The organism is Streptomyces sp. NPDC032745, assembly GCF_055579465.1.
This window is the reverse complement of sequence record NZ_JBVING010000007.1, coordinates 95,509-116,234: the sequence shown is the minus strand read 5'-3', so window position 1 is coordinate 116,234 and position 20,726 is coordinate 95,509. Positions and strand designations below refer to the sequence as shown.

At 72.7% G+C, this 20,726-nt stretch carries 17 protein-coding genes and 1 tRNA gene; 9 read left to right on the top strand and 9 right to left on the bottom strand.

Going from position 1 to position 20,726, the window contains the following annotated elements; genetic code table 11:
- Positions 1 to 162 precede the first annotated feature (162 nt).
- The 3 genes from ACZ5WG_RS19715 (at position 163) to ACZ5WG_RS19705 (ending at position 3,759) form a co-directional block, all read left to right on the top strand.
- Complete coding sequence (locus ACZ5WG_RS19715) at positions 163 to 1,056, top strand: LysR family transcriptional regulator (protein WP_468724673.1); 894 nt, start codon at positions 163 to 165, stop codon at positions 1,054 to 1,056.
- Positions 1,057 to 1,168: 112 nt separating this feature from the next.
- Complete coding sequence (locus tag ACZ5WG_RS19710) at positions 1,169 to 2,425, top strand: putative Ig domain-containing protein (RefSeq protein ID WP_468724671.1); 1,257 nt, start codon at positions 1,169 to 1,171, stop codon at positions 2,423 to 2,425.
- Between the two features lie 83 nt (positions 2,426 to 2,508).
- Positions 2,509 to 3,759: a cytochrome P450 family protein gene (locus ACZ5WG_RS19705; RefSeq protein ID WP_468724670.1), complete on the top strand. Its 1,251-nt coding sequence runs from the start codon at positions 2,509 to 2,511 to the stop codon at positions 3,757 to 3,759.
- Here the strand turns inward: ACZ5WG_RS19705 and ACZ5WG_RS19700 are convergent.
- From ACZ5WG_RS19700 to ACZ5WG_RS19670, 7 genes are all read right to left on the bottom strand, one after another.
- Positions 3,756 to 4,829 carry an alpha/beta hydrolase gene (locus ACZ5WG_RS19700; RefSeq protein ID WP_468724669.1) on the bottom strand — a complete coding sequence of 358 codons (1,074 nt, stop codon included), beginning with the start codon at positions 4,827 to 4,829 and terminating at the stop codon, positions 3,756 to 3,758. The two genes, ACZ5WG_RS19705 and ACZ5WG_RS19700, sit on opposite strands and share 4 nt — an antisense overlap.
- Before the next feature lie 46 nt (positions 4,830 to 4,875).
- Positions 4,876 to 6,480, bottom strand: a complete 1,605-nt coding sequence (locus ACZ5WG_RS19695; RefSeq protein WP_468724667.1) for a molybdopterin-dependent oxidoreductase — start codon at positions 6,478 to 6,480, stop codon at positions 4,876 to 4,878.
- Between the two features lie 179 nt (positions 6,481 to 6,659).
- On the bottom strand, positions 6,660 to 7,793 hold the full coding sequence (locus ACZ5WG_RS19690) for an oxygenase MpaB family protein (RefSeq protein WP_468725055.1): 1,134 nt from the start codon (positions 7,791 to 7,793) through the stop codon (positions 6,660 to 6,662).
- Between the two features lie 178 nt (positions 7,794 to 7,971).
- On the bottom strand, positions 7,972 to 9,006 hold the full coding sequence (locus ACZ5WG_RS19685) for a polyprenyl synthetase family protein (RefSeq protein ID WP_468724665.1): 1,035 nt from the start codon (positions 9,004 to 9,006) through the stop codon (positions 7,972 to 7,974).
- Positions 8,999 to 9,322: a polyprenyl synthetase gene (locus ACZ5WG_RS19680; RefSeq protein ID WP_468724663.1), complete on the bottom strand. Its 324-nt coding sequence runs from the start codon at positions 9,320 to 9,322 to the stop codon at positions 8,999 to 9,001. The genes ACZ5WG_RS19685 and ACZ5WG_RS19680 overlap by 8 nt, the downstream gene beginning before the upstream one ends.
- A gap of 221 nt (positions 9,323 to 9,543) precedes the next feature.
- The gene (locus tag ACZ5WG_RS19675; RefSeq protein ID WP_468724661.1) at positions 9,544 to 11,907 is read right to left on the bottom strand and encodes an alpha-N-acetylglucosaminidase; all 2,364 of its coding nucleotides are present in this window, start codon (positions 11,905 to 11,907) and stop codon (positions 9,544 to 9,546) included.
- Between the two features lie 167 nt (positions 11,908 to 12,074).
- Positions 12,075 to 13,757 carry a ricin-type beta-trefoil lectin domain protein gene (locus tag ACZ5WG_RS19670; RefSeq protein ID WP_468724659.1) on the bottom strand — a complete coding sequence of 561 codons (1,683 nt, stop codon included), beginning with the start codon at positions 13,755 to 13,757 and terminating at the stop codon, positions 12,075 to 12,077.
- A gap of 178 nt (positions 13,758 to 13,935) precedes the next feature.
- Here ACZ5WG_RS19670 and ACZ5WG_RS19665 point away from each other — a divergent pair, with 178 nt between their 5' ends.
- The 3 genes from ACZ5WG_RS19665 to ACZ5WG_RS19655 all read left to right on the top strand — a co-directional run bounded on the left by ACZ5WG_RS19665 (position 13,936) and on the right by ACZ5WG_RS19655 (position 16,207).
- Complete coding sequence (locus ACZ5WG_RS19665) at positions 13,936 to 14,580, top strand: TetR/AcrR family transcriptional regulator (protein ID WP_468724657.1); 645 nt, start codon at positions 13,936 to 13,938, stop codon at positions 14,578 to 14,580.
- Between the two features lie 51 nt (positions 14,581 to 14,631).
- Positions 14,632 to 15,567 carry a serine/threonine dehydratase gene (locus tag ACZ5WG_RS19660; RefSeq protein ID WP_468725054.1) on the top strand — a complete coding sequence of 312 codons (936 nt, stop codon included), beginning with the start codon at positions 14,632 to 14,634 and terminating at the stop codon, positions 15,565 to 15,567.
- A 274-nt stretch (positions 15,568 to 15,841) separates the two neighbouring features.
- On the top strand, positions 15,842 to 16,207 hold the full coding sequence (locus tag ACZ5WG_RS19655; protein ID WP_468724656.1) for a hypothetical protein: 366 nt from the start codon (positions 15,842 to 15,844) through the stop codon (positions 16,205 to 16,207).
- Here the strand turns inward: ACZ5WG_RS19655 and ACZ5WG_RS19650 are convergent.
- Positions 16,161 to 17,117, bottom strand: a complete 957-nt coding sequence (locus tag ACZ5WG_RS19650; RefSeq protein ID WP_468724655.1) for a hypothetical protein — start codon at positions 17,115 to 17,117, stop codon at positions 16,161 to 16,163. The genes ACZ5WG_RS19655 and ACZ5WG_RS19650 overlap by 47 nt on opposite strands.
- Positions 17,117 to 17,192: transfer RNA gene (locus tag ACZ5WG_RS19645), tRNA-Cys, on the bottom strand. Before ACZ5WG_RS19645 ends, ACZ5WG_RS19650 begins: the two co-directional genes overlap by 1 nt.
- Before the next feature lie 363 nt (positions 17,193 to 17,555).
- On the opposite strand from ACZ5WG_RS19645, the gene ACZ5WG_RS19640 reads away from it, so the two are divergent.
- The 3 genes from ACZ5WG_RS19640 to ACZ5WG_RS19630 are packed head-to-tail and all read left to right on the top strand — an operon-like array spanning position 17,556 to position 20,706.
- Positions 17,556 to 18,890, top strand: coding sequence for an ABC transporter substrate-binding protein (locus ACZ5WG_RS19640; RefSeq protein WP_468724654.1), 1,335 nt, complete (start codon positions 17,556 to 17,558; stop codon positions 18,888 to 18,890).
- The gene (locus ACZ5WG_RS19635; protein WP_468724652.1) at positions 18,887 to 19,822 is read left to right on the top strand and encodes a carbohydrate ABC transporter permease; all 936 of its coding nucleotides are present in this window, start codon (positions 18,887 to 18,889) and stop codon (positions 19,820 to 19,822) included. The genes ACZ5WG_RS19640 and ACZ5WG_RS19635 overlap by 4 nt, the downstream gene beginning before the upstream one ends.
- The gene (locus tag ACZ5WG_RS19630) at positions 19,819 to 20,706 is read left to right on the top strand and encodes a carbohydrate ABC transporter permease (protein WP_468724650.1); all 888 of its coding nucleotides are present in this window, start codon (positions 19,819 to 19,821) and stop codon (positions 20,704 to 20,706) included. The genes ACZ5WG_RS19635 and ACZ5WG_RS19630 overlap by 4 nt, the downstream gene beginning before the upstream one ends.
- The last annotated feature ends 20 nt before the right edge of the window (positions 20,707 to 20,726 follow it).

Below are 20,726 nucleotides of genomic sequence, written 5' to 3'. Positions count from 1 at the left end.
CGAGGTCGGCCCCGGCGCACCGCCGACGTACCGCACCGGCCCGGGCTCATGCCGCACCGGCATGCTTTGTCGCCGACCGCGCATGAACTCCGCTCCTCGGGTGGGTATTTGTTCACCCCTGCGGCCCTTACAGGTGCGGCACGGCGCGGTTACCGTCCGGTCATGACCCCCACTCTCGCGCAGCTTCGCTACTTGGTGGCCGTCGCGGACTGCCGTTCCATCACCGGCGCTGCCGCCTCGGTCTTCGTCGCCCAGTCCGCCCTGTCGCGGGCCATCCAGGCCATGGAACGCGACCTCGGAGTCGAACTCCTCGCCCGCCGGGGCAGGGGGGTGGACCTCACGCCGGAAGGGACCCGGGCCGTCCGGCTCGCCCGTACCGTCCTCGACGCGGTGGAGGCGATCGACGACATCGGGGCCGCGCACGGCAGCGGAGTCCGGGTCGTCCTGACCCTCGTCACCACCCCCACCCTGGCCCTGGACCTGGCAGCCGACCTGGTGCCGGCCTTCACCGAACGGCACACCGGAGTGGACATCCGGCTCCAGCAGCACGACAGCCGGGAGGCCCTCGTGCAGGAGCTCACCACGGGCAGAGCCGAGTTGGCCCTGGTGGACCTGCCGGTGGACAAGGAGCTGTCCACGCACCACATCCAGGAACGCGAGGTGGTGCTGATCTCCCCGGTCGGGTGCAAACTGCCCGCCCCGATGCCCTTCAGGCTGCTCGACGGCCTTCCGATGGTGCTGCCGACCCCGGGCGCCGGCCGGCGCACCGAGATGGAGGCCATGTTCAGCTGCCTCGGAGTGCGCCCCGTACCCTCCCTCGAGGCCGACGAGCGGCTCGCCTGGGTGACGGGCGTGACGGACGGGCGCGGCTCCGTCATCTGGTACCGGGACGTGGCCGTGCGCGCCTTCGGCGATCGTGCGGAGATCCGCTCCTTCTCCCCGCCCCTGCTGCGCCCGGTGGGGATCGCGCACGCCCGGCGGCCGCTGAGCCGCGCGGCCCGGGCGTTCATCGCGCACGCCCGGCACAACGCACCCGTTCGGGAGCCGGCGCGCTGACCGGAAACCACCGGCAGGTCGCGGCAGCCATGCCCGCACGGCATTGAACCATGTTCAAAGAGGTGTCCGCCGGCCCTGGCGGCAGTGCCTGACGTCCCATCACATTGTGTGCATGTCCCGACTCCTCACGCCCCCAGGGGCCGCCGCCCTCGCGACCACGGCCCTCGTCACGCTCCTTCCGGCGGCCGTCTGGATGGCCGGCGCAGCCGCCGCCCCGGCCGGCCGGCCCACCTCCGCGTCCGTTCCCGCCGCGGCCCTGGCTCCGGAGAAGAAGTGCACGCTCCCCGGCGGCCTGGCCGAGCTCAGCGGACTCGCCATGAGCCGCAAGCACCCCGGCGTCTTCTACGCCGTCAACGACAGCGGAAACACCAACCAGGTCTTCGCCATCGACTGCACCACGGCGACCGGCCGGCTCCGGGCCACGTACACCGTCTCCGGTGTCGGCAACACCGACTGGGAGGGGCTGGCCCTCGGCAAGGACGCGGCCGGCCTGCCGGCGATCCTGGTCGGCGACATCGGCGACAACTTCAGCGGGCGCGCCGAGATCGCCGTGCACGCCTTCGTCGAGCCCGAGCAGCTCGCCGATGCCACCGTCACGCCGGTGACGTACCGCTTCGCCTACGCGGACGGCAGGCACGACGCCGAGTCCCTGCTCGCCGACCCCGTCACCGGGCAGCTCTACGTCGCGAGCAAACTCATCGGCTCGGCCGGTCAGTTGTACAAGGCCCCACTGCCCCCGCTGACCGGCCAGGTCAACACCCTCACCGCGGTCCGCCCGGGTCCGGTCTTCGCCACCGACGGCGCGTTCTCGCCGTCCGGCGCCTCGTACACCCTGCGCAGCGGCGGGCCGCTCGGCGCCAACACCGCCACCGTGTACGACACCGCGGGCACCAAGCTCGCGGATGTCGCCCTGCCCGCCCAGTCCCAGGGCGAGACCGTCACGTACGCGGACTGCACCGGTCTGCTCGTCGGATCGGAGAACGACACCCAGATCTGGCGGGTCCCGCTGCCCCCGGAGGCCACCCCGGGCTGCGGCACCACGCCGACGCCCACTCCGACGCCAACCCCCACCCCGACTCCCACGCCCACCCCCACACCCGGCCCGGGCGATCTGAAGGTCGCCGACCCCGGCCCGCAGACCTGCAGGTTCAACCAGTCCTGCACCATCCGGCTCACCGCCACCGGCGGCAAGCCGCCCGTCCGCTTCGCCGCCGCCGGACTGCCGTTCGGCCTGGCCCTCGACCCCGCCTCCGGCCGCATCACCGGCAAGCCCTGGGGCAGCGGCACCGTACAGGTCACGGTGACCGCCACCGACTCCACCGGAGTCTCCGCGAGCACCGCGTTCCCCCTCACCCTCAGCTGGTTCTGACCCCCGGCGGGGCGGACTTGTACAACCCGGCCTCCAGGCCGCACTGTTGGCCGAGTTTCGTCCATACGGTCAGGAGAGCCCGCTTGTCACCCGACAACGCACCCACGCCCGCGTACGTCATCGACCCCGCCGGCGGCTGCCCGCACGCCCTCAACGCCCGGCTGCGCGCCCAGGGCGCCGTGGCGGACGTCGTCCTGCCCGGCGGGGTGCCCGGGGCGGTCGTCCTCGGGCACGAAGCGCTGAAGGAGTTCCTCGCCCACCCCGACGCGGCCAAGGACGCCCGGCACTTCCCGTCCCTGCACGACGGCACCATCCCGCCGAACTGGCCGCTGCGGGCGTTCGCCAACGCCCAGGGCATGCACACCTCCGACGGCGCCGACCACCGCCGGCTGCGCTCCCTGGTCGGGAACGCCTTCACCGCCCGCCAGGTGGAGCGGCTGCGGCCGCGCATCGAGGAGCTGACCGCCGGGCTCCTCGACGACCTCGGACGGGCGGCGGCCGAGGCCCCCGACGGTGTCGCGGACCTGCGCACCCACTTCGCCCTGCCACTGCCGATGAGCGTCATCTGCGAGCTGCTCGGCGTGGACCCCGAGCACCGGGGCCGGCTGCACCACCTGTCCCACACGGTGATCATCGCCACCGACACCACCCCCGCCGAGGCGATGGCCGCCGTACGGGAGCTCGTCGAGCTGATGGGCACGATAGCCGCCGCCCGCCGCGAGAAGCCGGGCGACGACCTGACCAGTGCGCTGATCGCCGCCCGCGAGGGCGACGGCGACCGGCTCAGCGAGGCCGAACTCATCGGCACCATGCGCCTGATGCTCGTCGCCGGACACGAGACCACCCTCAACCTGATCAGCAACGCCGTCCGCGCGCTGTGCACCCACCGCGACCAGCTCGCACTGGTCCAGGAGGGCAAGGCCACCTGGTCCGACGTGGTGGACGAGACCCTGCGCTGGGACGGACCCGTCAGCTGGTTCCCGTTCCGGTACCCCACCCGCGACCTGACCGTCGACGGGACCGTGATCCCGCAGGGCACCCCGGTCCTCGCCGGCTACACCGCGGCCGGCCGCGACGAGGCCTTCCACGGCCCGGACGCCGACCGCTTCGACATCACCCGCCCCACCGCCGCCCGCAACCTCTCCTTCGGGCACGGCGCGCACTACTGCGTCGGCGCCCCGCTCGCCCGCCTCGAGGCGGTCATCGCCCTGGAGCGGCTCTTCACCCGCTTCCCGGACCTCGACCTCGCCGTCCCCGAGCCCGAACTCCCGCACCAGCGCAGCTTCATCGGCAACAGCGTCGAATCGCTGCCCGTCCGCCTCCTGCTCGGCTAACCGCGGCCGTCTCCGGGCGGCGGGAGCTCCGTGCTCAGCCAGCCCAGTGCCTCCGGGTACATCCCGCTCCAGGTCTGGAAGTTGTGGCCGCCGGCCGGGCGGACGAGGGTCCTCACCCGGACCCCGCTGCCCGCCGCGGCCCGGCTGAAGGCCTCCAGCTGCTGCGGCGGGCTGTCCTTGTCCTGCGCCGAGGTGGCCAGGAACAGCCCGACGTCGGCCCCCTTGGCCCGCCGGACCAGCCACAGGGGGCTGTTGCGCTCGCGCAGGGCCGGGTCGGCCAGCACCTCCGGGTCCCCGGCCAGCGGGTCCGGGTCCAGAGCCGCGCCCGCCCGGAACACCCTCGGGTACTGCAACGGCAGCTTGGCCGCGCAGAACGCCCCGGTCGACACGCCCATCACCCCCCAGCCGTTGGGCTCGCGCAGGGTACGGAAGTTCTTCGCGACCAGGTCCGTCACGTCCTCCGCGAGCCAGCTGGCCACCTTCCGCGTCGGCGTGTTGCTGCAGTCCGTGTTCACCCCGCCCGGGTAGATCTCCGGGATCACGAGGATGAACGGGTGCGCCGCGCCCAGCCGGACCAGCTGCTCCAGCGCGCCGGGCATGTTGCCCAGGTCGATCCAGGTCCGGGGCGAACCCGGATACCCGTGCAGCAGCACCAGCACCGGGAACCGGGTCTTCTCCGCGCCCGGGGCCCGGTACTCGGGCGGAGTCCACACGATCACCTGCCCGGCGAGTTTCGAATGCGAGCCGCGGAAATAGGTGGTCTGCGTACCGTCGCCGCCCTGCGTGAACCTGGCCCGGCCCAGCGGCGGCCCGGTCATCGCCGAGGAGTTCTGCACGTTCTCCGTGCCCAGCAGGTCGTTCCAGGAGGAGTAGAGCCCGTAGCTGCCGTTGATCCACGTCGCGATCACCGCGATGGACGTCAGCTGGCACAGCCCGATCATCAGCACCCGCACGGGCCAGCGCACCCACCCGGGCCCCGGGATCCGGTTCCACAGCAGCAGGGCGGCGAGCATGGCGAGCGCGGTGACGGCGATCAGAGTGACGAGGAACGACGTACTGGTCAGCTCCACGAGGGCCGGCTCCTGACGTGCGGGTCGGTTTCCCAGGGTGTCCGCATCATGCCTTCCTCCGGGAGGCGGGGCGGACACGCACCGACACCGAGTGCCACCCGGTCGCCCCGTCGGGGACGGTCCCGGTGCGCACGCCCGTCTGGACGGCGCCCGTGCCGTCCGTGGCGCGGACCTCCAGCTTGTGCGGGCCGGGGGTCGCCCCCCACTCCCACACCCACTCCCGCCAGGTGTCGTTGCCGTCCGCGGCCCCGAGCCGGGCCTCGTGCCACGGGCCCGCATCGACCCGTACCTCGACCCGGGAAATCCCGCGGTGCTGCGCCCAGGCCACCCCGGCCACCGCCACCCGGCCCTCCTCCGGCTCGGCGGACGGGCGCGGGGTGTCGATCCGGGACTGCGTCTTGACCGGGCCCTGCTGCGCCCAGGACCGGCGCACCCAATACGCGTCGTACGCCGCGAAGGTGGTCAGCCGCAGCTCGTTCAGCCATTTGCACGCCGAGACGTACCCGTACAGGCCCGGTACGACCATCCGTACGGGGAAGCCGTGCGCGAACGGCAGCGGCTCGCCGTTCATCCCGACGGCCAGCAGCGCGTCCCGGCCGTCCATGACCGTCTCCACGGGCGTGCCGATCGTCATCCCGTCCACCGACCGTGCCACGAGCTGGTCGGCCGGACCGCCCTGCGAGGGCGGCCGGACCCCCGCCTCGCGCAGCAGGTCGGCCAGGCGCACGCCGAGCCAGCGGGCATTGCCCGCGTACGGGCCCCCGACCTCGTTCGACACGCAGGTGAGGGTGATGTCGTGCTCGACGAGCGGGCGGGCCAGCAGCTCCCGCAGCCCGAATTCGAGCGGGGTGGAGACGCCGTCCCCGTGGATGCGCAGCCGCCAGGTGTCCGCGTCCACCCGGGGGACGACCAGGGCGGTGTCCACCCGGTAGAAGTCCCGGTTGGGGGTGATGAACCGGGAGATCCCCGGTACCCGCAGCTGTGCGCCGGGCGGAACGGGCGGCGCGGGCACGGCCGGCTTCGGCAGGACCAGATCCGCCCGGGAGGCCGTGGCCCCCGCCGAGCCGTACGCGCCGAGCCGGCGCCCCGCGTACCCGATCCCGGCCGAGGCCACCAGGGCAGCGGCGACCAGCCGGCCGAAGCCGCGCCGGTCCATCGACCAGGCCCCGCCCGGCGGCGCGCCCACCGGGCGGGGCGTGGTCAGTGCGCGGACCAGCAGAAACAGCACCCCGGCAGCGGTCAGCCCGCCCACCAGGGACGGCAGCGCATCGCGCCAGGTCGCCTCCGGCCGGCTGAGCGCGGCCACCGCCCCGACCAGCCCGAAACAGCCGGCGAGCACGATCCCGGCGGGCAGGTGCCGTACGGCGAGCACCCCGGCCAGGGCGGCGACCGCACCCAGCACGACGATGATCCCGAGGGCCAGCAGCAGCTTGTCGGCGGTGCCGAACTCCCGGATCGCCCATTCCTTGACGCCGACCGGCGTACGGTCGACGACGGCTCCGCCGACCGCGGTGATCGGGGAGGACTCCGGCCGGACGGCCGCCGAAGCCAGCTCCGCCAGGGCCAGTCCCGCGCAGGCGGCGACCAGCCCGCAGACGGCACCGCCCAGGATGCGGCGCCGCCGCCCCAGGTCTGCCTTCACACGGGTCATGCGCAGTCACCGTCCGCCGCGAAGCCGGATACCGGGTCCCGGATACCGGGTCCCGGACACCGGGTCCCGGACACCGGATGCCGGATGCCGGTACGGGAGGGGCCCCGCCCGGCGGTTCCAGTGTCACCCCGGCCCGGGCGGGCCTGCGCCCGGGCCGCGCCCGTTCGGCCCCGTTCGGGTCAGTGCACCGGCGCCGGCGGCACCCAGCGTCCGGTGCGCGGTGCCTTCACCCCGTACTCCGCCTTCAGCTCCGCCGGGATGGCGTGGTGCATGACCCGGCCGCGGGTCAGCGCGGACAGTTCGAAGCCGGCGAGCAGCGAGCCCGCCTTGTCGAGCGCCCACTCGGCGAAGGGGCTGCTGTCCTCGATGGTCTCCAGCAGTCCCAGGAACACGGGGACTGCCTTGGCCGCCGAGTCCCAGGGGCTGCGCGGGACCTCCAGCCAGTCGCCGATGGTGTCGCCGACCAGGTAGCGGACGGTGGCCGGGACCATGGGGTCGAAGAGCGTGCCGGGGACCACGTCCTCGTACAGCCGCAGCAGCTGCGCATTGAGGCCGACTCCCTCCGGGGACGGGCCGAGATGGCGCAGCAGGTAGAGGTCGCAGTACGCGCGTGCCTCGGCGAGGTTCTCCGGTGCGGCCGACATGTCGCAGCCGAGCAGGGCGGCCACGACCCGCCAGGCGTAGTAGTAGGCCTCCGCGCCCTCCTCGCTCATGTGGATGCCGAGCCGGTGCATGGCGTCGAGCACCAGCAGCGAGAAGAAGGTCTGCCCGGCGATCATGTCCTCCTGGCAGATGGGCAGGCCGTCCCGCTCGACGTCCCAGTGGCCGCCGTGGCGCAGGTGGTGGCGCACCGCCGCGTGCAGCAGCCGGACCTTCTGCGCGGCCGGGATGAACTTGCTGCCTTCCGCGAAGGAGTCGGTCCGCATGAGGTACGTGACGAACTGGCCGGTGTTGGCCATCCGCCGGGAGGGGTACGCGAGCGAGTGCGTCGAGGAGAGCAGCCGGGCCACCCGGGGGACGGCGTAGCTGACGGGCATCGCGGCGAAGGACAGTCCGGTGTTGATGTGGGCGGCGTTGTCCATGAAGAACAGCCGGGCCTGTTCCATGACGTCCCAGTCGACCCAGGCCGGGGGCACGGCGGTGGCCTCGAAGTAGGCGCGCGCGGAGGCGGGGAGGCGCTGGGGGAGCGGGTCCCCTGCGGTGGTGAAGAACCGCATCAGCGTGTTGAAGTCGCCCACCTCGTTGCGGTGGAACAGCGCGGCGACGGTCTCGTCGGCGAGCGGATCACCCTGGGCGGACAGGGCGTCGAGCATGGCGTCGTCGTAACGGGGTTGTGGCGAGGCGGTGTTGGCGGTGGTCACTTCACTCGTCCTTCTCGTCTGTTCGGGAGCGCGCGCGGGCGCGCGGGTACGCGAGCGGGGGCGGGGGGTGCGGGATCCGGAGGCCGGAGCGGGCCGGGGGCCGGTCGCCGTGGGCCGGCGCCGCCCGCGGTTACAGCGAGCGCTCGGCGGCGGTACCGGCGAGCTCGCAGAGCGCGGAGCGCGCCTCCGCGGGCATCGGTACGGCGTCCAGCGCCCCGGCGGCCCGGGCGATGCGCTCCCGGATCATGTCCTCGACCTGCTGCCGGGCCCCGCAGCGATCCATCAACTCGCGTACGGCCGCGGCCTCTTCCTCGCCGAGGTCGGGCCGGCCGACCAGCTTGGCGAGCAGCCGCCGGTCGTCGGCACCGGCCGCCGCGACGGTCAGGGCGAGCAGCGCGGTCGGCTTCCCGTCCCGCAGGTCGTCCACGTTCGACTTGCCGGTCCTCGCCGGGTCGCCGAAGGTGCCCAGCAGGTCGTCGCGCAGCTGGAAGGCCTCGCCGAGCGGGAGCCCGTACGCGGAGAAGGCGTCCAGCAGGGCGCGGGAGCCCCCGCCGAGGGTGGCGCCCAGGTGCAGCGGCCGTTCGACGGTGTACTTGGCCGTCTTGAAGCGGGCCACCTCCAGCGACTCCGCCACCTGCGGATCCCGGGCCGGCCGGGCCCGGGTGCGCAGCACCTCCAGGAACTCGCCCGCCATCGTCTCGCGCAGCAGCGTGGACCAGAGCGGGACGGTCCGGGCCAGGTACGCACCGGGCAGTCCGCATGAGCTGAAGACGTGTCCGGCGTACCCCATCAGCAGGTCGCCGAGGATCATCGCGAGGGCGGTGGAGCGCTGTCCGGCGGCGGCGAAGGCGGCGTGCGCGGTGAGCCGGCCGTGCCGCATCCGGCTGTCGTCGATGATGTCGTCGTGGGTGCAGGCGGCCGCGTGCACGAGCTCCATCGCGGCCGCGGCCCGGATCACGCCCTCGCAGTCGGGCTGCCCCGCCGCCCGCCAGCCCCAGTACAGGTAGGCGGCCCGGATCCGCTTCCCGCTCGCCAGCGAGCGGCGCAACTGCTCGGACAGCGGGAAGAGTTCGACGTGCAGCCCGAGCAGCGCCTGCTCCTCCTCGTCGGCCAGCCGGACCAGCACCTCGTCGATGCGCTCCTTGAAGCCGGTGTGGTCATGCACGGGGGTGGCCCTCGCCGGCGACCCGCTCGGCAGCCCGCCGGGCCATCGTCTCCAAGTGGTTCTCCGCTCCCGCGCCCGCCCGGCGGGTGGCCAGCTCGCCGCGCTTGCGCAGTTCCACGACCCCGTCCGTGAGCAGGTCCCGCAGGTCGGGGCGGCGCAGTACGTCCTGGGCCCGGTCGGCGGACTGCCGTAACTGGTCGAGCGCCAGATCGGCGACCCCGGCGGCGAGGAGCGTGAGCAGCTCCAGGGTCACGGCTGGCTTGCGGTCATCGGTGGGCTCGTGGGCCCCGGGCCGTTCGTGTCCGGTCTGGGACATGCTCGGTGCGCTCCTGCTGGCGTCGGGCCGTCACGGCGTCGGAAGGGGCGGCCGCCGGATGCTCCGACGGCCGCCCCTGATCGTTCCGGACAGTCAACCGAGTGCCCGTCCCGTGCGTCGAACCGCAGGAGGGTTTCTCCCCCGCACGAGTACCGGGATTCCCACGGGCGGGTGATGATCAGAGCATGATCCGACCGCCGCCGCGCCGGGTGGTGTAGAGGTCAGCGGGCGGCCCCCTCCCAGGACTTCAGCGCCGCGGCGACGGCCGTGGCCAGGGTGTACGGATCCCCGCTCGGGCCGTTCGCCCCGCTCGGGTGCCGGGTGGTGCGCCGGGCCCAGTCCTCCTCGTACGCATGCCAGTCGATCTCCCGGGGCGCCGACCGCCGGACCAGCGACTCCTCGAGCGTCCCGAAGTAGGCCGCCCAGCGGGGCGCGTACAACTCCCCGATCAGCCCGCTCCATTCGCGGTTCGCGTAGTCGTGCAGGAAGCCGCCCTCGCTGGTGCTGTGCCGGCCCCACACGCTCAGGATCGAGCGGGCGTCGTACTCGTACCGGTCCTGCTCGGCTTCGTCCGCGCCCCAGGAGCGGGCCGCGGAGAGCCAGTTGCCGAGGAGGAAGTTCGGGTCGGAACCAGTGATCGCATCCAACTGGCGTTCCCCGTCCGCCCATTGGCCGGTCAGCTCGCGGAACCGGGTCAGGTCCTTGGCCTCGTAAGCCGCCTTGATCTCCGGCAGCAGCACCCGCGAGTGGTTGGCGAGGGCCTGCCGGGCGGTGTCCACCAGGTCGAAGCGGTAGGCGCTGGAGCCGCGCAGCCTCGGATCCACCTTGAGCAGGTGGTCCAGGGCCCGGCGGACCGAATCGGCGGGGTAGCGCATCGACTTGGGGCTCCAGTACGCCGCCCCCGCCGCGGCGAGGCCGGGCCGGGCGGTGAACAGGCTGTCCTGGGACTCCGACCACAGGCCCGAGGAGGTGCTGTACGGGCCCGTGCGCAGCTCCTCCCAGGCCGCCGCAGCCTCCTTGTCGGGCCGCCCGTACCGGCGGCCCGCGAAATCGGCGAACCATTTGCGCTGGTCGATCGTCCCGGGCTGCCAGGCGAGATCGGTGAACAGGTCGAAGGCGGCCGGGTTGGTTCCGGTGGCCTCCGGCAGGTAGGCGATGCCCTTCAGAGCGCTGTCGGGCTTGGCCCGCCAGGGACCGAACCGCTCGATCCACACCGAGGAGTTGGCGCCGATCGTGGTGTGTCCGCCGAAGTTGTAGATCGTGCCCATCGCGTACGGGACCCCGCCCCAGCGCGCCTCGCGGTCCAGGCGGTTGTAGCGGTCGGACAGCCCGTCGAGGATCAGCATCTTCGAGGTGTCCACCCCGGCGAGCAGCTCCGCCTTCGGGCTGTCCTGCCAGCCCAGCACCGCCCACATCGCGCCCGGATGCGCGGCGTGCAGCGCCGACTGGACGGCGCCGGCGGCCGACTTCACCTCGACGCCGCCCGCCTTCCCGCCCTCGTGCAGCGGGCTCATCCGGTACATCGTGCTGTCCCCGAACACGGCGCGCTGCTCCGCGTAGTACGCGGCGGCCAGCTTCCCGAACACCGGCGAGGACGGGTCCAGCCAGTCGGGCCGGTCGAAGCCCGCCCAGTCGCCCTGCGCCACCGTCGTCCCGCCGGGGTTGCGGGCGGCGAACCCCGGCGGCACCGTGCCGAAGTAGCCGGGCAGCACCGGGGTCATGCCGAGGGCGCGCAGCTGCTCGGCGATCCGCCCGCCGAGCTCGGCGCGCTCCTGCATCAGCCGCTCGGAGACCGGGCCGCCGAAGCCGCTCAGGTTCTGCAGTAGCCACCAGCTCTGGTGTCCTGGGCCGGGGATCCACTCGCGCAGCTCGGCGGCGGAGTAGCCGAAGCCCTGGAGCGCCCGGTAGTAGGGGTACTCGGCGCCGGCCTGTACGAACACCTCGTTGATGCCGTGCAGGGCGAGCAGGTCGATCTGCCGCTGGTGCTGCTCGAAGGTGCGGTACGGGCCCGAGTAGCCGTCGTCGGTGTCGTTGAGGGCGTAGCGGTGCGGTACGAGCGCGCTGCGGGTGACCGGCGCAGGCACGGCGGGCAGCCGCGCGGGCAGCATGCCGATGCTGTCGCCGGGCCAGCCGATGTCTGCCCCGGCGATGTGCTGGAGGTACCAGCCGACGCCGGTGAGCAGGGTGGCGCCGGTGGACCCGCGGACGGTGACCGCGCCCGCGGAGCCGGACACGGTGAACGTGTCGGCTCCGGCGGCCGGATCGGGCACGAGGGTGAACTGGTCGGCATGGCGCGGCAGCAGCCGCTCCAGAGCGGCCCGCGCGGGCCCGGCGTCGAAGGCCCGGGGCTTCGGCGCGCCGGGGGAGCCGCGGTGTGCCGCAGCCCCGGGCGCGTGGTTCGGCAGGGGGGCCGACGCACCGGCCGGGCCGTCCGGCGCCGGCGCGGGCGCGCGGCCTCGTACGCCGGCCACGTCGGCCGTCCCGGCCAGTGCGGGGGAGCCGGCGCCGAGCAGGGCCACCAGGGTGGCGAGGGCGACGCGGCGGCGCAACGGTGCGCGCCGGCGCCGGGGAGGGGAGTTCGTCATCCGATGAGTCACCGATCCGTGGTCTGGTCCGGGTCCGATCCGGGCCCCGTCCCGTGCCGGGTCCGGTGGGTCCGGTCCGGTCGTGATGCGGCCCTGCGGCCCTGCGGCACGCTGCGAGATCGGGGCCGCCGTCCGGGTGGTCCCCGTACGGCGGCCCCGGCGGGTCGTCAGACCGGCAGGGACCAGGCCTGGTCGACCCGGTGGTCGCCGCAGTCGGTCAGCCGCAGCCGCTCGGCCGGGGCGTCCGGGGTGGCGGCCGCGGCGGGAGCCGTCAGGCACATCCCGCTCACGTCCTCGACCAGCGCCCCGTCCCGGCGGTGCGTCCAGCGCTGGCCCGGCTCCCCGGGCGCGCAGGCGGCCAGTTCCACGAGGCCGTCCTCGCCCGCCGACAGGCATGTGCCGGTCAGGCGTACGCTCGCGTCGGCCCCGAGGACCCAGCGCTGGTCGGCGGCCGCGGTGCACGGCGCCAGGACCACCGCGCCGACTCCGCTGGTGTTGGCCCCGTCGGCGCACTTGGCGCCGTCACCGGTGATCTGCCCGGTGGGCGCGGCGGCGCCGCAGTCCTCGTGCGGGGTGAGCCGCCAGACCGCGGTGTCGTGCGCGGCCAGCTTCCCGGTCAGGGAGGTCGAGACCTCGGTGCTCTTGCCGCTCCACAGGTCCTTGGCGTCGACCGTGCAGGAGTACAGCCCGATGTCGGAGAGCGCTACGGAGATGTCCCGGGTGCTGCCGGACCGGTTGAGCACGGCGACGGCGCGGTCGCCGTTCGCCAGCGGCCGGGCGAGCACCTCGAAGGTGGCGTTGGCGGAGAGCACCGCGCCCTGGCGGCCCATCGGGTCCTGGTCCAGCGCGATCAGGCCGGTGTTGCCGAGGGCGGCCAGCCCGGCCGGGGTGAGCTTCGAGACGTCGGAGGACAGGATGAACGGGGCCGCCATCATCGCCCACAGGCCCACCTGGCTGCGGCTCTCGGCGTCGGTGAGCCCGGGTGCGCCCGCGAGCAGGAAGTCGGGGTCGTTCCAGTTGCCGGGGCTCGCGTACCGGCCGAGCCAGCGGTTGTAGCCGTAGTTGCCCAGCACCGAGCTCCACCGGGAGGTTGCGGGAGCAGCCGCGTTGTAGACCTTGATGTCCTTGCCCTCGCGCCACAGCTGGCCCGTCTCGCCGACCCAGCCGAGGACCTTGTGCCAGTCGGAACCGCCCCACTCGCCCTGCTGGAAGTAGGCGGGGGCGGAAGCCGAGAGCACCATGTCGCGGCCGCTCGCGCGCAGGCCTTCGGCGACGGCGTGGTACGCGTCGCGGTACGCCTGCTCCTTCGTCTTCCCGGGCGGCACCCACAGGTTGCAGCCGTCCATCTTGACGTAGTCGACCTTCCACGACGCGAACTGCCGGGCGTCCTGGGCGTAGTGGTCCGGGCCGCCGCCGTCGGGGGAGCCGCTGCCCGGATAGCGCTCGCAGGTGAGGGAGCCCGCGTCCTCGTAGATGCCGAACTTGAGGCCCTGGGCGTGCAGGTACTCGCCGAGCCAGGCCATGCCGTGCGGGAACTTCTGCGTGTCGACGACCAGGCTGCCGTCCGCGTCCCGGCTCTTGGCCATCCAGCAGTCGTCGACGGTCACCGTGTCGTAGCCCTTGGCGGCGAGGCCGCTGGACACCAGTGCGTCGGCGTTCGCGACCACCTTGGCCTCGTCGATGTCGCACATGTAGTGCGCCCAGTTGTTCCAGCCCATGGGCGGGGTGAGCGCGAGCGGGCTGTCCGAGGTCGCGTAGGGCTCGGCCGCCGCGGGGGCGGGGGCGAGGCAGAGGGCGAGCAGGGCGGCCGCGGTCAGGCAGGGGAGCGACGCACGCAGGCGAGGCGGCACGGAGACTCCTTGAGATGGGGCTGCAGTGCGCTCAGTGCAGCGGTGCGACTACCCACTGTCAACATAAGTCGATGGTTATGGCTCAATGACCAGCAATATGGCCGTAGTCGACGTCACACGATCGGGGAGGGGTGGATTCGATACGCCGTCTGTTACGACGTCTGTTACGGTGTATCTCATGCCGAGGAGATCAGCAGCCCTGGACCGTGCGACCCCCGAGGCGATCGCCGTCGCCGCCCTGCGCCTCGTCGACGAGGAGGGGCCGGACGCGCTGAGTTTCCGGGCTCTGGCCGACCGGCTGGAGGTCTCCCACGCCACCGTGCAGCGCCGCTGCACCGACCTCGCCGGACTGCTCGACCTGTGCACCGAGCACCTCGCCGGGCAGCTGCCCGACATCCCGGCCGGGACCGGCTGGGCGGAGGCCACCGAGCTGCGGTTCACCGCGCTGTACCGGCTGCTCGTCGCGCACCCCGGGCTGCTGATGCTCCGCGGCGGCCGCCCCTGGCTCGGCCGCCAGCTGCTGGCCCGGCTGGTCGAGCCCGCGCTCGCCGACAGCGTGGCCGCCGGGATGACCGCCGCCGAGGCGATGACCGTCTACCGCCGCATGTACCTGCTCACCCTCGGCAGCGCCGCCTTCGTGGACCACCGGGATCCGGCCGGAGCCACCGCCGCCTCGCGGGCGGCCCTGGCCGCGCTGGATCCGGAGCGCTTCCCCGTGCTCTCGGGCGGGCTGGCCGACGTACTGCCGGCCCTGACCGACCACGAGGTGTACTACGGCGCCCTGCGCCAGCTGATCGAGGCCAACCGGCCTGCCGCCGCCTGAAGCCGCCTGAAGCCGTCCGAAGCCGCCCGAAGGGACCCCGTCATGGACCTCATGGAACAGCAGCTCGACTACGCCGCCGTACGCGCCGCCGCCGACCGGACAGCCGGGTCGGTCCGTCCGGTCGCGGTGGTGCCCGCCGCCGAGGGCCTCTGGTACGCGCTGGAGTACCTCCAGCACACCGGGTCCTTCAAGGCCCGCGGCGCCCGCAACTTCCTGGTCGCGCACCGCGAGGCCGGCACCCTCCCGGACGCGGGCGTCACCATCGCCTCCGGCGGCAACGCGGGCCTCGCCTGCGCCTGGGCGGCCCGCGCGCAGTCCGTCCCCGCGACCGTGTTCCTGCCCGCCAACGCGCCGCGCGTGAAGGTGGAGCGGCTGCGCGGGTACGGGGCCGACGTCCGGCTCGTGGGCGAGCGGTACGCCGAAGCGCTTGCCGCGTGCGAGGAGTTCGCGGCGGCCAGCGGCGCGCTGAGCAGCCACGCGTACGATCACCCGCTGATCGCGGCGGGTGCGGGCACCCTGCTGGACGAGATCCGGGCCGGGCTGCCCGGTCTGGACACCGTGGTCGTCGCGGTCGGCGGCGGCGGGCTGTTCGCCGGTGTCGCCGCCGCGGCCCGCGAGCACGGCGTACGGGTGATCGCCGCCGAGCCGGAGAACTGCCGGGCCCTGAACGCGGCATTGGAGGCGGGCCGGCTCGTCGACGTGGCCGTGGACTCGGTCGCCGCCGACTCGCTGGGCGCCACCCGGGTCTCGGCTGCTGCGCTGGCCGCCGCGCAGGAGAAGAACGTACGGTCCGTCCTGGTCCCGGACGCGGCGATCACCGCAGCCCGGCGCGCACTGTGGGAGGAGCACCGGATCGTGGTCGAGGCGGGCGCGGCCACGGCCCTGGCGGCCGTACGGAATTCGCCCGAGCCGCTGGGTGAGCGGGTGGCCGTCGTCCTGTGCGGCGCGAACACCGACCCCGGGGACCTGACGGCCCCCGGGGAGTGACGGTCGGGGGTGGGCGCCAGTCTTCGTCCGCGCCTTCGCGCCCACGCCCGTGGCTGAGTCCGCGCCCGTGCGCGTGCCCAGGGCGAACGGATTGGTGTTCCACTCCCGGCTCATGACGGCGTGTACCCGCCCGCCGATGGCCTACCCGGGTGAGGGGGCTGACCTCGAACGACGATCGTTGCGGGCGCCGAAGACTTTGGAGGACAGCGCACGGTCTCTGTGGCTTGCGAAGGTCTGGGTGTCAACAAGATCGGCAAGGTACGGAGGAACGGACGTGGCACAGCGCAAGGGCTGTCTGATCGGCTGCGGAGTGGTGCTGGTGCTCGGCCTCGCGGCCGTTGCGGCACTCGTCTTCGGCGTCGGGAAGGTCGTCGACGCCGCCGGCAAGACCATGCTCGAACCGGGCGTCTACCAGTCGGTGAACGTCGGCGACCCGGAGGACGCGGTCCGCGCCAGGATGCCGTCCGGCGAGAGCTTCATCAAGAACGCCCTGAAGTCGGGCGGCCCGGCCGAACCCGAGGGCACCGTCTGCTCCTGGTACATATCCGCCGCGGACAGCAAGGGTGGCGAAGAGACCGTGTTCCGCTTCTGCTTCAAGGACGGCAAGCTCGCCGAAAAAGTCGAGTACCGGATGAAGTAGGCCGAGCGGTGGCCGTCCGGAGGCGCGCGAGGGCGGGGGAGAGGCGGGCCGTCACGGCCCGGGGGAGGCGGGCGCATTCCGCGTCGATCCAGGCGTGTACGGCCGCCTGTCGGCCCGCGTCGCACAAGGAGAGGTGGAACACCAGCTGCCGCCACGCGCGGGCGGCCTTCTCGGGCGTCGCCGACCGGCGCCGGGCGGCGGTGAACGCCCCACGCGCCAGCCCGTCCCACCCGGACGGCGGGTCGATGCCGACCACGCGGACCAGGGTGGCCATGTTGAACGTGGTGAGGATGCGCGCCTGTTCGCCGACGGCCGCCTCACGGGCGAGGGCGATGACCTGAGGGCCGTCAAGCCCGGTGCACCGGCGCTGCGGCAGCCCGGCCCGCCGGGCGCACAGCTCGGCGAACTCGGCGGGGTCGCCCCTCTCCGCCAGGTCCCGCAGCGCGGCGCAGTCGATGCCGTAGTAGCGCTCGTACGGAGTGCCCTTGAGGAGGTCGGCGGCCGTCCACGCGGCGGGGAACAGGCCGGCGTTCACCGCGTACGTCGTGGCGGAGGCGAACGGCTCGGTCAGGATGGGCACCGGCAGCCCGGCCGGTTTCGAGAGCCGGGCCAGCGTGTTCGCCAGCCGGTTCGGGATCCCCGAGCCGGGGAAGGCCTCCACGGCGAGTTCGCCGATGGCCCGCAACTCCATCCGGGCGTGCGCCGCGGTGAGGGCGGTGTTCGGCAGCGGTATCAGCTCGGCCAACACCTCGGCGGAGGGGATCGCCCCGTCCTCCAACAGGTCGGCCACGGACCCGCGGAGCACGTGGGGGAGCGGCGCAGGCCGCTCCCGCCGGGCGGCGAGCGCTTCGCGCGGTGCCCCTGTGGCGGGCTCCGGCTTCCGCGGCCGGTGGTCGGTGTTCTCTTCCATGGCCGGCGTGGCAGGTTCTGCCCCTGCGCCCTCCGACTGTGCAGGTCGGTGCTCTGGCTGCTGAGCTACACGCCGTGTGCCTCGAACCCAACCACCCGAAGCCCGCGTGCGCAACGGGGTTTTGGGCGGGTGTCAGGTAAAGCGCATTAGTGCGCGGGCTCCTGTGCCGCTGATAAGGAGTCAACATCCGGCGCCGGGCGGGCGTTGTTATGGAATCGATATCACCTTGCGACAGCTCTCAACTAAAGCGCATTAGTGCTGGTCGTCGCGGTGTTGACTGCGCCCCTTTCATCTGCCTGCACGTGTGCCGTCGCGATTCGGGACCCACCGGTACCCGCCCATCGGGACTTTGGCCGCATTGACGCGATCGCGATGTGGGGTCAGCGTGGGCTGCGCGCTCCGGCAGTGAGGCCGGAACTCCCCCTGAAGGTGGCGACGATGACCCGTTCGAACGCGACCCGTACAGCCATCGCCACGCTCGTGGCCGGCACGCTCCTCTCGGTCTCCGCATGCGGAGTGAGCGGGGGCGCCGAAGGTGTGCCGGAGGCGAAGAAGAGCGGCAAGGTGGCCGGCGAGATCACCTTCCGCACCCTCCAGCTCAAGCCCAAGTTCACGGCGTACGTCCAAGGCGTCATCGACGCCTTCGAGAAGAAGTACCCCGAGGCCGAGGTCAGATGGGAGGACGTGCCCGGCGACGGCTACAACGAGAAGCTGGTCGCCGACGCCCAGGCCGGAGCCCTTCCCGACGTGGTCAACCTCTCCACCGACTCCTTCCAGCTGCTCGGCGACCGCGGCCTGCTCGCCGACGTCGCGAAACTCGACCCCGAGGTCGCCAAGGAGTACGTCCCCGGGGCATGGGAGCAGTTCAAGCTCCCGGGGAAAGGCGACGGTGTGTATGCGTATCCCTGGTACGTGACCCCGGAGATCCTCACGTACAACAAGGAGCTCTTCGAGAAGTCCGGCCTGGACCCGGCGCAACCGCCGACCAGCGTCGAGCAGTTCTTCGACTACGCCGACAAGATCGCCGCCGCGTCGGGCGGCCGGTACTCCGCCTTCATGGCCGACCCCAAGGGCCGGCTGCCCGGGGACTGGCAGAAGATGGGCGTACCGATCCTGAACGAGACGGGCGACGGCTTCGTCTTCGACAGCCCCAAGGCCGTCGAGTGGGTCGAACGGATGAAGGACCTGTACGCCAAGGGCGCCATGCCCAAGGAGTCCCTCCTCAAGTCCGACGACATCAACCAGCTCTACGGCGGCGGCAAGCTCGTCTTCGGGCCCGGCTCCCCGGGCTTCGTCAAGGACATCAAGCAGAACGCCCCGCAGGTCTACGCCGGCACGCAGGTCGCGGGGGCCGTCACGGGCAAGCTCGGCCACATCGGCATCTACGCCCAGTCGCTCGGCATCAAGAAGGACACCAAACACCTGGACGCGGCGAGCGAGTTCGCCAAGTGGGTCACCAACGGCCCCAACCAGGTGGAGTTCTCCAAGAACGCGACCATCTACCCGTCCAACGCCCAGGGCCTCGCCGATCCGCGCTTCGCGGACCGGGGCGACGGCAAGGACGCCGAGACGGTCGCCCGCGCGGTCGGCGCCGAGCAGCTGAAGAGCGCCGCACTCGACGCCAACACCCCGGTCCAGTGGACGAACCAGGTCGGCGACGCGGTCGTCCGCGAGATGCAGAAGGCGATCCAGGGCGAGCAGGACCCGAAGACGGCCGTGCGCAAGGCCCAGGAGGAGGCGAACCAGCTGCTCGCCAAGTCGGCGCGGAAATGACGCGCGCTGCCAGACGGCGCCGCAAGGCCCTCGCGGCCATGGAGGCCGAGACCGGGCTGGTCCACCGCAGGTGGTGGACCCCCTATCTCTTCCTCGCCCCCGGCCTGCTGATGGTGGCGCTGTTCAGCCTCTGGCCGTTCGTCAACACCGTCATCCTCTCCTTCACGGACGCCCAGATCCTGCGCGGCGGCACGTTCGTCGGCTTCGACAACTACACGCGCGCCTTCGCCGACCCCGACTTCTGGACTGCCACCGGCAACAGCGTGCTGTACCTCGTGGTCGTCGTACCGTGCCTGGTCCTCCTCCCGCTGGCCCTCGCCGTGCTCGTCCAGGCGAAGATCCCCGGCATCGGGTTCTTCCGCTCCGCCTTCTACACCCCGGTGATCGCCTCGGCCGTGGTCGTCGGCCTGATCTGGCAGTGGGTGCTGCGCAGCGACGGGCTCGTCAACACCGTGTTCCGGAAGCTGAGCATCGTCTCGGAGCCGATCCCGTTCCTGACGGACAGCACCATGCTGCTGGTCTCCGCGATGATCGTGACCGTGTGGAAGGGCCTCGGCTACTACATGGTGTTCTACCTCGCCGCCCTCGGGAACGTGCCGGCCTCCCTCCACGAGGCCGCCGCCCTCGACGGCGCCGGGCCCGTCCGCCGCTTCTTCAGCATCACCGTCCCCCAGGTGAAGCCGATGATGCTGCTGGTCGGCACGCTCTCCGCCATCTCCGCGCTGCGCGTCTTCACCGAGATCTACATCCTCGGTGGCGAGAGCGGAGGCCCCGGCGGCGGGGCCCGCACCCTGCCGTTCCTCATCCGGCAGGTCGGCCTCGGGTTCTCCGGCGAGACGGGTTACGCCTCAGCGATCTCGATCCTGCTGTTCCTGCTGACCCTGGTCTTCAGCCTGCTGGGCCGCCGTCTGTCGAAGGGGGACGAGACGTGAGCACCGCGCAACGGATCCCGGCGCCCACCCCGCCACGCGCCGGGACAGGCACCGGCGCCGACCGCAGGCGCCGCCGGATCGGGCTCGCCGCACGGTACGCCACGCTGATCCTGATGCTCGTGGTGATGCTCGGCCCGGTCGTCTGGCAGTTCCTGACCTCGATCCGCGGCCGCACCGAGAACGTGTACGACGGCCTGCTGCCCTCGCAGCCCACCCTCGACAACTACGCCCTCGTGGCAGACTCGTTCCCGCTGCTCCAGTACGTCGGCAACACCCTGGTGGTGGCCGTCCTCGCCATCACCTCGAACATGCTGTTCGCCGCGATGGGCGGGTACGCCCTCTCCCGGGCCGGGTGGAAGGGCCGCAAGAGCGTCTTCACGGTGCTCGTGGCCACCCTCATGTTCCCCTTCGAGTCCGTGATGATCTCGATGTTCCTGACCGTCCGCGAGATGGGCCTGGTCGACACCCTCGTCGGCGTGTGGCTCCCCGGCGCGGTCTCCGTCCTCAACATCATGATCATGCGCTCGGCGTTCCTCGCCGTGCCCAGGGAAGTGGAGGAGTCCGCGGTCCTGGACGGCGCCGGCGAGTGGACCCGGTTCACCCGGCTCTTCCTCCCCGCCGCAAAGGGGGCCCTGGCCGTCGTCTGCATCACCAGCTTCATGGGCGCCTGGGACGACTTCCTCTGGCCCTTGCTGGTGCTCACCAACAGCGACCACTACACGCTCCAGCTGGGCCTGAAGACCCTGGCCGGCGCCAGCACCACCAACGACCAGCGGATCATCGCCGCCGGCGCGATGGCGGCGCTCCTGCCGATGATGCTGCTCTTCTTCGCCCTCCAGCGTTTCTTCTTCAGGGGAGTGGGCGAGGGAGCCGTCAAGACCTGAGCCGCCGCGCCCCTCCTCCC